Below are 15,383 nucleotides of genomic sequence, written 5' to 3'. Positions count from 1 at the left end.
CCTGTCGAGCTCGAACCGATCGCGATCAACCGGGCCGAGCTCGTGCCGCCCGTCACTCCTGGTCGCCCTCCTCCGCGATGGCGTGCAGCGTACGCAGGATCCCCGCCTCCGGACGGAAGCGCCGCGCCAGCTCATCGGAGGGCATCGACGACGGAACGTGCGTCGAGACCGCCCCGCCGTGCCCCTCCAGCAACACCTGTGCGAGCCGCAACCAGTGGTCTCCGGAGCGCATCGCCTCGGACGTCCACCGCAGGAACTTCTCCGAGGGAACCAGGTCGCACTCCCAACCCGCTTCCCGGAAGAGACGCAGCAGCTCCTCCGGAGCGGGCGGCTCGGGATGGATGACCTCGTGCGCGCCCCGACCGTCGGGATCGAGAGCACCGCGTGCGATCGCGTGGGCGACGTAGTCGACGGGTGAGCCGGTCCCGAGCCCGTCGTCCGGCAGTGAGCGCGACTCCACGACAGCTCGGAAGATGTGATACTCCCCCTGGCGTTTGTTCATGGTTCCGCACTCCGCCCCCGCGATCACGACGCCCGGGCGGAACACCGAGGTCGGCAGCCCCAGGTCCCGTGCCGCCTCGACCAGGTACTCGGCGGCGCGCTTGCTCGTCCCGTACCCCTGGAGCGGCCGGTCGTCGTCCCAGTAGTTCGCGTCGAGCGGCGGCATCACGTCGTGCACCGCCTGGGTCGACACGAGCGAGAAGTGCTGATGAGCTCCGACCGAGGCGAGTTCGAGAAGCCGCTGCACCCCGCCGATGTTCACCCTGGCGAGCTCGCGGAAGGGGGCGAACCAGTCGACCGCCGCCCCGTTGGCCAGCACCTCGGTGGTCCCATGGGCGAGCTGTCGGAACTTTTCCTCACCCATGCCGAGCCGGTGCTTACCGAGATCAGCCGCGTGAACGCTCACCCGCTCCTCGAAGGCTCCCTCCAGGTGCGACAGTCCCCACTGGTGCAGTGAGCGGCGAACCCGCTCGCGAGCCTCGTGATCGTCGCGGGCGCGCACCACCGCCACGACCCGCTCGACCCGCGGATCGTCGAGCAGCGCGTCTACCAGATGTGCACCGAGGAAACCCGTCGCCCCCGACAGCAGGACGGAGCGCGTCGCCGCGTGGCTCGGCTCGAACGAGAGCTCGCGGGTCATCGACAGCCACGGCTCGGCGACGTACTCACCGATCGGCGTGGCACGCGCCCCCTCCGCGCTCCGCTCCGCAACCGGAGCTCCCCCGAGGTCGGTCTCCTCCTCAGGGGCCGTGCCGAGCTCGCCGACGAGAAACCGCGCGAGCTCACGAGGCCTCGGGTACTCCAGGAGCACCGAAGCGGACAGTCGGGCACCGACGAGCGATCCGAGTCGGTTGCGCAGCTCGACCGCCATCAACGAGTCCAGTCCCAGGTCCCGCACCGGTCGATCGGGGTCGATCCCCGACGACTCCGTGAGGCCGAACACGGCGGCGAACTCGCTCCGCACGATCTCGAGCAGAGCCGCTTCGCGCTCGGTCGCGGGAAGCCGGCGCAATCTCGCCGCCGCACCGCCGTCGGCGTCGTCCGTTCCGGCGGCACGACGTTTGGGGACGTGGGCCAGTGCCCGCAGCATCGACGGCGTCGATCCCGGCTGCGCGCTCGCCGTCCGCTGGAGCGCGGAGCGGTCCAGCGGCACCGGCGCGAGGAACGCGTCCGGACGGCGCAGCGCGTCGTCGAACAGTCGCAGCCCGAGCTCGTCGTCGATCGGCGAGAGTCCCATGCGGCGCAGCCGAAGTCGCAGAAGCTCGTCGAGCTCGGTGACCATCCCGGCCTCGACCCACGTCCCCCAGCCGAGGCTGAGTCCCGGCAGGCCCTGCTGCCGCCTGCGGATCGCGAGCGCGTCGAGAGCCGCGTTCGCCGCACCGTAGTTGGCCTGCCCCATCGCACCGAGAGTTCCCGCCGCCGACGAGAACAGCACGAACGCGTCGAGGGAGGCATCGCGGGTCAACGCGTCGAGGTGGAAGGCGGCGTCCACCTTCGGCGCCAGCACCCTGTCGACCTGCTCGGCGGTGAGAGCGGTGAGGAGTCCGTCGTCGACGACCGCGGCGGTGTGCAGCACCACGGACAGCGGGTTCTCCTCCGGAATCTCCTCCAGGACGGTTTCGAGATCGGCACGATCGGAGACGTCGCAGGCGCGCAGCGCGACGGTCTCCGCCCCGGCTTCTTTCAATTCCCGCACGAGGTCGTCGGCGCCGTCGGCGGCCGGTCCCGAGCGCGAGACGAGCATCAGGTGTCGCAGCCCGAAGTGCCGCACCAGGTGCAGGCAGGTCAGCCGCGCGAGGGCTCCGGTTCCACCGGTGACCAGGGCCGTGCCGTCCGGGTTCCAGTCGGGCCTGGGTTGTTCCGCTCCGCTGTCCACCCGCGTCAGGCGCGGCGCGGATACGGTGTCGCCGCGAACCAGGAGCTGGTTCTCGTCCTCCGGCAGGGCAAGCAGCAGACGGTGCAGGGACTCGTCGTCGGCACGGGACTCCTCGACGTCGACGAGCACGAGATCACGATCCGGGTGCTCGGTGTGCAGGGAGCGCCCGAGGCCCCAGAGCGCGGCGGATCCCGGGTCGGCGGGCGCGTCGTCGTGGTCGGCGCACCATGCCTGCCTCGTGAGCCAGACCACGCGCGCGTGTTCGAGACCCTCGGTGTCGAGCAGGCCGCGCAGAAAGCTCAGTCCACGGTGCGTGATCTCCCGGACGGTGGAGGCCGTCGGTGCCGGTCGTGGCCATCGGACGAGGAGGACCGGGTTCTCGTCGCGCGCCTCGGCGGCGAGCGTGGCGAAGTCGGGCGCGTGCGGGTCCACCTCGCGGAACGTCCTCGGGGTGGCGGCGCGAGAACGCACCGGCCACGTGTCGACCCGGTAGAGCTGTGGCCGCTCGCCACCGACGGTGGTGCGGACCTCCGCAGCGGTCACGGGACGCCGAGCGACGGCATCGATCGTGGCCACCGGGGCACCGGTCGGATCGAACAGCTCGATACCGGCTTCCGGACCACCGAGACCGGTGATTCGGGCGCGCACCGACGTCGCCCCGACCGCGTGCAGCCGTACGGCACGCCACTCCACCGGCAGGTGGACGTCCTCCCCCGGGGAGGGATCGCTGCCCTCCAGTGCCCGCAGCGCCGCCTCGAGCAACGCGGGGTGAAGGCCGTAGCCCTCGCCTGCGTCGGTTCCGTTCCCGCCCGTGCGGTCCCACTCGTCCGTTTCCGGTAACGAGGCTTCCACGAACAGGGTGTCCTCGTCCCGCCAGATCCGCCGGAGACCGCGCGTCGCCGTCTCCGGGTGCCATCCGCGTGCCACGAGCCTCTCGGACAGTTCGTCCGGGTCGAGTTCGGTCGCGTCTCGCGACGGCCACCGCGGGGCGGCGGTCGGCTCCTCCGGCGGGATCGCGGCCAGCGTTCCGACGAGGTGACGCGTCCACACTCCGGATTCCTCCGCTGCCCGGCTGTGCAACGTGAAGGTCCGCGTTCCGTCGTCCTGTTCCGGTTCGAGCGAGAGCTGCAGTCGCCTCGCGGTGCCCGCAACAGCCAGGGGCGTCCGCGAGGTTGCCTCCCGCACCCCCATCACGTCCTCGTCCGAGACGGTCGAGAGCGCGTACAGTACCGCATCGAGCAGCGCGGCGGCGGGGACCATCGTCGTGTCGTGAACATCGCATCCCGCCGGCCACCGGCCCGTCGGCGCGACCAGGCCGGTGAACACGACACCGCCGTCGGGCCGGTCGGTTCGTCCACCGAGAAGCGCGTGCTCGGAGGTGTCCAGCCCCAAGTCGGTGAGGTCCTGGGGCGATGTGCGGTCCGATTCGAGCCAGTAGTGCTGCCGCTGGAACGCGTAGGTGGGAAGTGCCACCGGCTTGGCACCCGCTCCGGAGTGGACGGCGTCCCGGTCGACGGTGATCCCGTGCGCGAAGAGCTCCGCCGCCGCGACGCGGACGCGGCTCGCGGCGTCGGCGTCGCGGTGCAGCGAACCCACCACCGCCTCGTGGCCGCTGCCGGTCAGTGCGGCCACGAGCAGCGGGTGCGCGCTCAGCTCCAGGAACGCCGTCTCGTCACCGGGGGCGAGTGCCTCGAGCGCCAGGTCCAGCCGAACCGGCAGGCGCAGGTTGTCGGCCCAGTAACCGCCGTCGAGTTCGCTCCCGTCGAGTCGTTCACCGCGCACCGTGGAGCAGATCGGGACGCGTCCCTCGCGTGGCGCCAGCTCCGAGAGCTCGGAAACGATCGCGTCGAGGATCGGGTCCACCTGCGGCGAGTGCGAGGCGTAGTCCACCGCGATGCGGCGGCAGAACACCCCCTCGGCGTCCAGCTCGCCGAGCAGCGCGTCGAGCGCGCCCGTGTCTCCGGCGACCACGGTGGACTCTGCGGTGTTGACCACCGCCACCGACAGCCCCGGCTCCCGCTCGGCGAGGCGCCGCTCGACCTCGTCGACGGGCAGTCCGACGCTGCCCATCGCGCCGTCGCCGTCGAGCCCCCGGATCAGCCGACTGCGCACCGCGACGACGCGGGCCCCCTCGTCGAGGGTGAGCGCACCGGCGATCACGGCGGCGCCCACCTCGCCCTGGCTGTGCCCGACGACGGCCGCCGGGGACACTCCCCACGACTCCCAGAGCCTGCCGAGGGCCACCGAGACCGCGAACAGCAGCGGCTGGGCCACGTCCACCCGGGCCATCGCCTCGCGCTGCTCCTCGTCGTCGGACTCCAGGAGTTCGACCACGGAGAATCCCACTCGCCCGCGAAGGACTTCGTCGCACTCGACCAGCGCCTCGCGGAAAACCGCTTCCCCGAGCAGCGAGCGGCACATCCCCGGGTACTGGCTGCCCTGCCCGGGGAGGACGAAGACCGGTTGGTTCCGTTTCGCGATCGCCAGTACCGTTCCGCTCGGCCGCGAACCCGCCGCGCACGCACGCAACCGCTCGATCGCCTCCGTCGTCCCGGCTGCCGGAACGACGAGGCGGTGCCGGAACGCGTCACGGGTGGTGGCCAGGCTGTAGGCGGTGTCCACCAGAGAGACCCGGTGGTCGTCGGATCGGGCTTCGAGATGATCGGCCAGCCGCGCCGCGTTCGCGCGCACCGCGTCCTCGGAGTGCCCCGACAGCAGGAGCGGAACGGTCGCGGGAGTCGGGATGTCGCCCTCCGTCCCGGGGTGGTCGACGGATGGCTCGGTCTCGGACTTCGCCGAAGGAGCGGGTGCTTCCTCGACGATGACGTGCGCGTTGGTCCCGGACAGCCCGAAGGAGCTCACGCCCGCGCGCCGCACGTGCCCCGCGCGCTCGGGCCACGGGGTGGGCTCGGTGAGCAGTTCGATGTTTCCGGTGGACCAGTCGATGTGCCGGCTCGGCTCCTCGGCGTGCAGCGAGCGCGGCAACAGCTCGTTGCGCAGCGCGAGCACCATCTTCATCACGCCAGCCGCGCCCGCGGCGGCCTGGCCGTGGGCGATGTTGGACTTGACCGAGCCGAGCCGCAACGGATCCCGCCCGGCACGGTCCGCGCCGTAGGTCGACAACAGGGCGTTGGCCTCGATGGGATCGCCGAGCGTGGTACCGGTCCCGTGCGCCTCGACCGCGTCCACATCGGCTGGGGACAGCTCGGCCGATTCGAGTGCGGCTCGGATCACCCGCTCCTGCGAGGGGCCGTTCGGGGCGGTGAGCCCTTGGCTGCGGCCGTCCTGGTTGACCGCGCTCGCCCGCAGCACGGCAAGCACCTCGTGCCCCCGCCGCTGGGCGTCGGAGAGGCGTTCGAGCAGCAGCATGCCGCACCCCTCGCCGAAGCCCATGCCGTCGGCGTGCTCGGAGAAGGCCTTGCAACGACCGTCGGGGGCCATGCCCCGCTGTCTGCTGAACTCGACGAAACCGGCCGGGCTGGTCATCACCGTCACCCCACCGGCGAGCGCGAGGTCGCAATCGCCGCGGCGCAGTCCCTGCATCGCGAGGTGGAGCGCGGTCAGGCAGGAACTGCAGGCGGTGTCGACCGACACCGCGGGTCCTTCCAGCCCGAGCGTGTAGGAGATCCGCCCGGACGCGGCGCTCGGCAGCGATCCGGCTGTGGCGTGCCCGTCCAGTTCTTCGAGGTCGCCGGTGGCGTAGAAGTTCGGGAAGAGACCCGTGTACACACCGGTCGAGCTGCGCGCCAGCGACGAGGGGCGGATCCCGGCACGTTCGAAGGTCTCCCACGACGTCTCGAGGAGCAGCCGCTGCTGCGGATCGATGTGCCGCGCCTCCCGGGGGCTGATCCCGAAGAAGGCGGGGTCGAACTCACCGGCCTCGTGCAGAAAGCCCCCCTCGTATCCGTATGACTTACCCGGCGCGTCCGGATCCGGATCGTAGAGGCGGTCCCGGTCGAAGCCGGGCCGTTCCGGGAACGACGTGATCGCGTCCCTGCCCTCGGTGAGGAGGTCCCAGAAGTCCTCCGGGGTGTGCGCATCACCCGGATAGCGGCACGCCATCGACACGATCGCGATCGGTTCGCGCGTCGAGGCGACGAGCGCGCGTTTTTCCTGCTGCAGCCGCTCGGACTTCTTCAACGAGGCTCGAAGGGCTTCGGTGAGCTTTTCCTGGTCGGGCATGAGTACCTCTCGGCGTCGCGTGGGGTTGCCGGTCGTGGTCCGGCTATTCGCCCTGTTCCTCGTCGACGAGGCGAAGGAGGTCGTCCACGTTCATCGAGTCGATCTCCCCGGACTCGGTGGAGTCCCCGGTGTCTTCGGTGCCGACACCTTCGGCCACCTCCAGTAGCGGGGTGAGCAGACCGGTCTCCCGCAGCCGTGCGAGCGGTACCGTGGCGAGGAGATCCCGGATGCGCGTCTCCTCGTCGCTCACGTTCCGCCGCGTGGCACCGGCCCCCCAGCCGAGCTTCTCCCCGAGCACGTCGGCGAGGTCCTCCGGCGTGGGGTGGTCGAACAGGAGGTTCGCCGAGAGCGGCGCACCGACCAGTGCCGCCAGCCGGTTGCGGGACTCGACGGCCATCAGCGAGTCGAGACCGAGCTCGCGGACCGGACGATCCGACGGAACCGCCGACGCACCCGACAGCCCCAGGACGACGGCGAGCTCGCCGCGCACCGCCTCGAGCAGCGCTGGATCTCGCTCCGCTTCCGGGAGCCGTTCGAGCCGGGTGGCCAGTTCGGAACCGGTGCCGCGCCCGTCGGCGGCCCGTCGAAGAGGTCCCCGGATCAGGGACCTGAGCATGACGGGCACGGTCTCCGGCCGGGTGGTGACGCGCCGCCGCAGCAGTGCCGTGTCGATCGGAGCCGGGGTGACCACGGTGGTCGATCCGCGCAGTGCGGCGTCCAGCAGCGCCGTACCGGACTCGCGGTCGATCGGCAGCATGCCCGTGCGGTCGAGTCGTTTCCGGAGCTGTTCGTCCAGTTCGGTCGCCAGGCCCGCCTCCGACCAAACGCCCCAGGCCAGGCTGAGCGCGGGAAGCCCTCGGTGCGCGCGGAGCTCGGCCAGGGCGTCGAGAGCCGCGTTCGCCGCCGCGTAGTTGGCCTGGCCGGGACCACCGATGGTGCCCGCCACCGAGGAGAACAGCACGAAAGCGGACAGCTGGATGTTCTCGGTCAGCTCGTGCAGGTGCAGCGCACCGTCCACCTTCGGTCGCAGCACGGTGTCGAGGCGTTCCGGCGTGAGATCACCGATCAAGCCGTCGTCGAGGACGCCCGCGGTGTGGAACACACCCGTCAACGGGCGCTCCGGCGGGATGTCACCGAGTGCTTCCGCCAGTCGCGCCCGATCACCGACGTCGCAGGCCGTGACGGTGACCGTCTCCGCACCGGCCGCTTCGAGCTCGTGTACCAGCGCCTCGGCACCGGCCGCCCGCTTCCCGGACCGGGAGAGCAGCACCAGGTGCCGCACCCCGTGTCGGGCGACGAGATGATGGCAGGTGAATCGGGCGAGTCCGCCGGTTCCTCCGGTGACCAGCACCGTCCCTGACGCGAGCGACGATTCCTCAGCGGTGTCCTCCCCGGGCTCGGAGTCCGGGGCGCGGACCAGGCGGAGTGCCGTGAGGACTCCACCGCGCTCCACGAGTTGGTTCTCCTCCTCCGGTGCGCGCCGCACGAGTGCCGTGAGGTCCGCCTCGTCCCGATCGGTGTCGGTGTCCAGGAGCGCGAGCCCGTGCTCGGGGTGTTCGGCCGAGAACGACCGGCCGAGTCCCCACACGGCAGACATGGCGGGGTTCGGGGGGTGATCGTCGTCGCCGGTGGCGACCGCGTCGCGCAGGACCCACACGACGCGCTCACCTTCCGGGGCGTCGGCGGCGAGCGAGTCCTGGAGCAGGGCGAGTCCCCGGCGAGTCGCCTCCCGGATGCCCTCGGAGGTGGGTTCGAAGTCCGGGAAGCGCACGACGCGCACGGGCTTCGGCTCGTCCGGATCCTGTCGTGCCGGAACCGGACGGGTTTCCACTCGGTGCAGCGAAGTCGCCGGTCGCCGTGGCGGCTGCGGAAGGTCCTCGGTCGCGACGGGACGGAAGGAACACCGGTCCACCGTGGCCACCGGCGAGCCGGTCGGGTCGAACAGCTCGATCCGGAACTCCGCGTCGTCGACGCGGGTGACGCGTGCCCGGAACGCCGTCACGGCGAACGCGTGCAACCGCACCCCCCGCCACTCGACGGGCAGCAGTGGCCCCTCGGTGTCGATGGCGTGGGCGGCCACGGTCTGCACCACCGTCTCCAGTAGCGCGGGATGCAGCCGGAAGGACTCGGCCCCGTTCGAATCGACGTCCGTGGCCAGGTCCTCGGGCAGCGGGGCCTCGACGAACCACGTGTCCCCGCTGTTGCGAACCGTCTCCACCGGGGGAAAGGCGGGGCCGATGTCGATACCGCGCCCCACCAGCCGGTCGCCGGTTTCCACCGCTGCCGGTTCCGCTCCCCCCGGCGGCCACTCCCCGAGCGCGTCGAGCGCCTGGCCGGGGGACTCATCCCCGGTCAGTGTCGCGTTCGCGTGCGTGGTCCACGGTTCGTCCTCGCCCGCGTCCCGAGGCCTACCGCGCACGACGACCGAACGCGCCCCGCTCTCGTCGCCGGGGCTCACCGTGAGCTGGACGCGCCACGCACGCCGGTCGTCGAGCGGCCACTGGGAATCGACGGTCAACGAGGTGAGATCGGCTCCCAGTTCGACAGCGGCGTGCAGCACCAGTTCGACCACCGCGGCCGCGGGAACGACCGGTGTCTCGTGGACACGTTGCTCGAACAGCCAGGGATGTGTGGCGGGCTCGAAGCCGCCGGAGAACAGCACGCTGCCGTCCGGCAGCTGCGTGCGGGCCACCGCGATCGGGTGTTCTCCCGCTTCGAGACCGAGGGTCCGGGCGTCGCCTCGCGAGGTCTCCGGGACGTCCAGCCAGTAGTGCTCCCGCTGGAACGCGTAGGTCGGCAGCTCGACGGCACGTGCCCGGGAACCGTCCCAGACCGTGTTCCAGTCCACCGGGATGCCGTGGGCGAACAGTTCCGCCGCGGCGATCCGCAACCGAGCCCGGGGATCCTCGTCCCGAACCAGGGACCCGACGACCGCCTCGTGACCGTCCCCTCGCAGCGGTGCGGTCAGCAGCGGATGCGCGCTGATCTCCAGGAACGCGGTCCGGCCGCCTGGGGCCAGCGCGGTCAGGGCGCGATCCAGGCGCACCGGATGCCGCAGGTTGTCGGCCCAGTAAGCACCGTTCAGCTCCGCACCGGTGAGCCGCTCACCGCGCACCGTCGAGTAGATCGGGACCTCACCCGCACCGGGGGCCAGTGCGGCCAGCTCCCGGCGGATCGGATCCAGGATCGGATCCACCTGCGGTGAGTGGGAGGCGTAGTCGACCGCGATGCGGCGGCAGAACACACCCTCGGCGTCCAGCTCGGACATGAAGCGTTCGAGTTCGGCACGATCGCCTGCCACACCCGTGGACCCGGTGGTGTTGACCGTGGCGACCGAGAGACCGTCGCGCCCGGCGAGACGCCGTTCCACCTCCTCCACCGGCAACCCGACACCGGCCATCCCACCGTCCCCGTCCAGACCTTCGACGAGGCGGCTGCGCACCGCGACGACGCGCGCCGCGTCCGCCAGGCTCAGGCTCCCCGCGACGACCGCTGCCGCGACCTCCCCCTGGCTGTGACCGACCACCCCGGACGGCTGGACACCCCGGCTCCGCCAGAGACGCGCGATCGCGACCGCCACGGCGAACAGCAGCGGCTGGACCACCGTCACCCGTTCCATAGCCTCACGTTGCGCCTCGTCGTCGGCCTCCAGCAGCTCGACCACCGAGAAGTCGGTGTGGGGGCGAAGCGCCCGATCGCACTCGTCGAGCGCCTGGCGGAACACGCGGTCGGCGAGCAGCTCGCGGCACATGCCGGGATGCTGGCTGCCCTGGCCGGGGAAGACGAAGACCACCTGCGATCGCTCTCCGCGCGCCCGGACAGCACCGGACGGCATCGTCCCCTCGGCGACCGACCGGAGCGCGTCGACGGCGTCCTCGCCGCCGACGGGAAGCGCGAGCCGTTCCCGGTGCACGTCGCGTGTCGTGACCAGGCTCCAGGCCACGTCCCGGAGTGCGGTGGCGGCTTCGTCGGATTCCGCGGCGGCGAGCCGTGGGGCCAGGCGCTCGGCGAGGCGTGCGGCGTTGGCACGGAGGGCTTGCGCACCGCGTCCGGACAGGACCAGCGGCAACGGGGTCGGAAGTGCTCGCGGCGCGGTGTCGAGCTCCGAGCGCGGGGTCGGGTCGGAGCCGTCCTCGTCCGGTTCGGGGGGCAGCGGTGCCTCCTCGACGACGAGGTGGGCGTTGGTACCGGAGATCCCGAACGAACTCACGCCCGCGCGGCGGACGTGCTCCTCCCGGCGTGGCCAGGGCACGGGTTCCGCGAGCAGCCGGACGTGCCCCGTCGACCAGTCGACGCCGGTCGACGGCTTCTCGGCGTACAGCGATCGGGGTAACCGCTCGTTCCGGAGCGCGAGCACCATCTTCATCACACCGGCCGCACCAGCGGCCGCCTGCGTGTGGCCGAAGTTGGACTTGACGGAGCCCAGGTACAGCGGCGCCTCCGGGCCACGTCCCGTGCCGTAGGTCGCCAGTACGGCGTTGGCCTCCATCGGATCGCCGAGCGTCGTGCCGGTGCCGTGCGCCTCCACCGCGTCCACGTCTTCCGGACCGAGGCCTGCCGCGGTCAGCGCGGCCCGCATCACCCGCTCCTGCGAAGGACCGTTCGGCGCGATCAGCCCCTGACTGCGACCGTCCTGGTTGGTGGCGCTCGAGCGCAGCACCGCCAGCACCTCGCGTCCGTTGGCCCGCGCGTCCGAGAGCCGTTCGAGCAGCAGCATCCCGCAGCCCTCCGCCCAACCCACACCGTTCGCGTCGGCGGAGAACGGTTTGCAGCGACCGTCCGGCGCCGCCGCGTACTGCCTGCTGAACTCGATGAGGATCGAGGGGGTGGCCATCACCGTGACCCCGCCCGCGAGCGCGAGGTCGCACTCACCACGCCGCAGCGCCTGCATCGCGGTGTGGATGGTGACCAGCGACGAGCTGCAGGCGGTGTCCACCGAGACGGCGGGTCCCTGGAGCCCGAGCGTGTAGGCGATGCGTCCGGAGACGAGACTTCCCGCGCCTGCCGCGACGTTGTGCCCGTCGAAGTTCGTGTTGTCGTGCCCCAACCGCGACAGGTAGTCGTTGTACATGACGCCCGCGTAGACGCCGGTGAGGCTGCCCTCCAGGGAGGATGGCGGCACCCGCGCGCGTTCCAGGAGTTCCCAGCAGGTCTCGAGGAGCACGCGCTGCTGCGGGTCGAACCGCTCGGCCTCTTTCGGGCTGATCCCGAAGAACTCGGGGTCGAACAGGCCCGCGTCGTGCAGGAAACCGCCTTCCTTGGCCGTCGAGCGCCCCGGCGCGTCCGGATCGGGATCGTAGACGTCCTCGACGTTCCACTCCGGACGATCCGGGAAGTCGCCGATACCGTCACGCCCCTCGTCGAGCAGCTGCCACAGTCCCTCGGGCGTGTCGGCTCCCCCCGGGTAGCGTCCGGCCATCGACACGATGGCGATCGGCTCGTTGTTGCGGTGCAGCTCGTCGGCGAGTCGGCGCTTGGTCTCCTTCAGCTCCGCGGTCGCCCGCTTCAGATACGTGCGTAGCTCTGGGTCGGTCGCCAAGTCGAATAACCTTTCCGAGGGAGCCGGATTCCAGCCGGTGTCCGGGAGTGGGGTGTCCGTCCGGCCCGGGTGGGCTCACCGGTTCGAGATCTCTTCGTCGAGGATTTCGAGCAGCTCCTCGTCCGAGGCTTCCTCGAGTTCCTGCCGTTCCACGTGCTGGTCGTCCTGGCTCTGCCGCTGCCGATACGTCAGATCGAGCAACCGCCGTGTCGCTCCGCTGCGCTCGAGCGCTTCCGGTGAGAAGCGTTCCAACGCGGCCACGAGCTCGCGCGCCTGCTCGGCCTCGTCGGGCTCCCCCTCGTCCGGGGTGAGGAGCTCCGAGAGGCGATCGGCGAGCGCCTGCGCGGTGGGATAGCTGAACAGGAGATCCACCGGGAGTTTCTCCCCGACCAGCCCGGACAACCGGTTGCGCACCTCCACCGCCATCAGCGAGTCGAGTCCGAGCTCCTGCAGGGCCTGCTGTGCGGGCAACGCTTCGGCGGAGCCGAACCCGAGTACCGCCGCGATCTCCGCGCGCACCGCCTCCAGCACGACACGGGGACGCTCCGCCTCCGACGACCGCAGCAGCGTGTCGGCGAGCGTCGTCCCCTCCCGAGCACGCTCGCTCGATTCCCGCGCCGGCACGAGGCCGCGCAGCGGCGGCGGTGCGCTCGCGACACCACCCGCCTCCCGGAGGGCGCCGCGGTCCAGTGGTACCGGCGCGAGTACCGCCTCGGGCCTGGCGAGTGCCTCGTCGAACAGCCGCATCCCGCTCTCGGGGTCGATGAACCGCAACCCCTCGCGCCGCAGCCGACGCCGCAATGCCTCGTCCATGTCGGCCGCCATGCCGGACTCGGACCACGGCCCCCAAGCCAGGCTCGTCGCCGCCAACCCCAGCGCTCTCCGTCGCGACGCCAACGCGTCCAGCGCGGCGTTGGCCGCCGCGTAGCTACCTTGGGCGGCACTGCCGAACGTGCCCGCCACCGAGGAGAACAGCACGAACGCCGACATCGGCGTCGACTCGGTCAACTCGTGCAGCAGCAGCGCCGCGTCGACCTTGGCGCGAAGGGTCGCCTCCACCCGCGCGTCGGTGAGATCCGCGAGCAGACCGTCATCCACGATTCCCGCCACGTGCACGACCGAACGCAGCGGATGGTCCGAGGGGATAGTGTCGAGCGCCGCCGCCAGCTCCTGGCGGACGGACACGTCGCACGCGCGGAGGGTCACCGTCTCCGCACCGAGTTCCTCGAGCTCAGCGACCAGGTCGTCGGCGCCGGGCGCTTCGGTACCGGAGCGCGACAGCAGCAGCAGATGGCGAACACCGTGCTCGGTGACGAGATGACGGCTCACGATGCGACCGAGCCCACCGGTGGCCCCGGTGACGAGCACGGTACCCGAGGTGTCGAACCGAACACCTGAGTCATCGGTGGTGTCGGGTAGCGAGGACGTGGCTTCGACAGGGGTGAGTCGAGGGACGTGCGGGGTCCCGCCACGCAGCACCAGCTGGGGTTCGTCGGGGGGCAGTGCCCGCAGGGCACTGTCGAGTGAGGCGTGGTCGAGCTCGGCATCGACGTCGAGCAGTACCAAGGATCGGTCGGGGTGTTCCGACTGCGCGGTCCGGCCCAGTCCCCAGACCGCCGCAGCGGCCGGGGACGTCGCTTCGTCACCGATCGCCATCCCGTTGCGCGTCACCCACACCAGCCGCGTCCGTCCGAGTACTTCGGAGCCCAACCACGCCTGGATCCAGGAGAGCGCGCACTTGGTCGCATCTCGAACAGCGTCCGAGGTCGGGGGGAGATCCGGCCACTCCACCACGATCGTCGGTGTCTCGTCCGTGTCGGTCGATTCGGTCGTCAGGGCGGTGACATCCGTTTCGAACGCGGGCAGGTGCCGGAAGGTTCGGGACTCCCCGCTCGTCGACTCGGACGGCATCGGATCGGGGTCGACAGGTTCGAGCGCGATTCGGAAGAGGTCGTTCTCGTGTCGGGGAGCCAGAAATCGGTGCATCGGAGCCCGGTGCGCGGTGAACCCCTCCAGGTGAAACACCGGTTCCCCGGCCGCGCCCCGACCGACGAGGTCGTCCACCCGTGTCATCGACTCCTGGGAACTCGAACCGGCGCCGGTCGCGGTTCGAACCGTGCGGTGCCGTCCGTTCCAGACGAGCCGTTCGATGTGGAAGGGCAACTGCGGTGTGCCGTCCTCGATGTGGCCGGAAAGCGACATGGCCACCGCGAAGGCGTTGTCGAGCAGGCCGGCGGGTACCGGAGTCCCCTCTGGATCGACGCCTTCCGGAACCGTGAAGGAGCCGTGGCAGGCGTCACCGGTGTTCCGGAATCCGGACAGCCACCGCCAGCGTGGCCCCCAGTCGACCTCCACCGCACGCAAGGAGTCCAGGAGTGAATCGGTGGTTTCCATCTCCTCCGGGGGCGGAACGGCCGGAAGTACGGGAAGCCCGGCGGGTTCGTCGGTGGGTGTGAGGTGGGCGTGGGCGTGCACGGTCCACTGGTCGTGCTGCCAACTGGCCACCGTCGCCCGCAGCATCTCGGACTCGCCCGTGTCGTCATCGTCAGGCACCAGATGCACCTGCACCGGCAAGTCGGCCTCGGCCTCATCGACCACCAACGCCGCCACGAACCGCACATCCACCAACGCCACCGACCGGCCCGGCCACCAACTCGCCGCGACCGCCAACAACACCGACACATGAAACGCCCCCGGCACCACCACCCGACCAAACACCCGATGATCCGCCAAATACGCCTGCACCCCAGGACCCACCCGCAACGCATGCACCGCCCCACCAGCAGGAAGCACCTGCCGCGTTCCCCCCAACGACCAACGACACACCTCACCCGACACATCACCAACACCCGAACCAGCCCCCACCACCTCGGGCGGACTCAACCAGTAGTGCTCCCGCTGGAACGCATACGTCGGCAACAGCACGGGTTTGGCCCCACTGCCGTGGTAGAACGCGTCCCAATCCGGGGCATGCCCGGCCGTGTGCAACGCGCCCAACGCCGCCACAAAGGATTCCGCCTCACCCAACTGGCCGGACGAATCACCCCCAGCACGCAGGGCGGGAATCAACCGGGTCGCCACGTCATCCGGCACGCACTGGGCCGCCATCGCACTGGCGGTGTTGTCCGGACCACACTCCACGAACACATCCACCCCAGCAGCCAACGCCGTCTCAACACCGTCGGCGAACCGCACCGGCTGCCGCACATGCCGCGCCCAATACCCCGGCGAGCACATCTCCTCACCCGTCAACAGTTGCCCGGTGACATTACTGACCACCGGAAC

Annotated in this window: 1 protein-coding gene and 2 pseudogenes; all 3 read right to left on the bottom strand. The window is 71.0% G+C overall.

Translation table 11 applies throughout. The annotated features are described in order from the left end of the window. Nucleotides 1-52: 52 nt before the first annotated feature. Nucleotides 53-6,556: pseudogene (locus tag BM150_RS16885) on the bottom strand (SDR family NAD(P)-dependent oxidoreductase); the annotation flags it as partial. Between the two features lie 46 nt (nt 6,557-6,602). Then, a pseudogene (locus tag BM150_RS16880) lies at nt 6,603-12,098 on the bottom strand (type I polyketide synthase); the annotation flags it as partial. 75 nt (nt 12,099-12,173) lie between these two features. After that, the coding region (locus BM150_RS16875; RefSeq protein WP_139219570.1) for a type I polyketide synthase at nt 12,174-15,383 on the bottom strand (3,210 nt) is incomplete at its 5' end.

Origin of the sequence: Actinopolyspora alba (assembly GCF_900112765.1) — a bacterium.
GTDB classification, from domain to species: domain Bacteria; phylum Actinomycetota; class Actinomycetes; order Mycobacteriales; family Pseudonocardiaceae; genus Actinopolyspora; species Actinopolyspora alba.
Note: the sequence above shows the minus strand (reverse complement) of the source record. Positions and strands in the feature narration are given on the sequence as shown.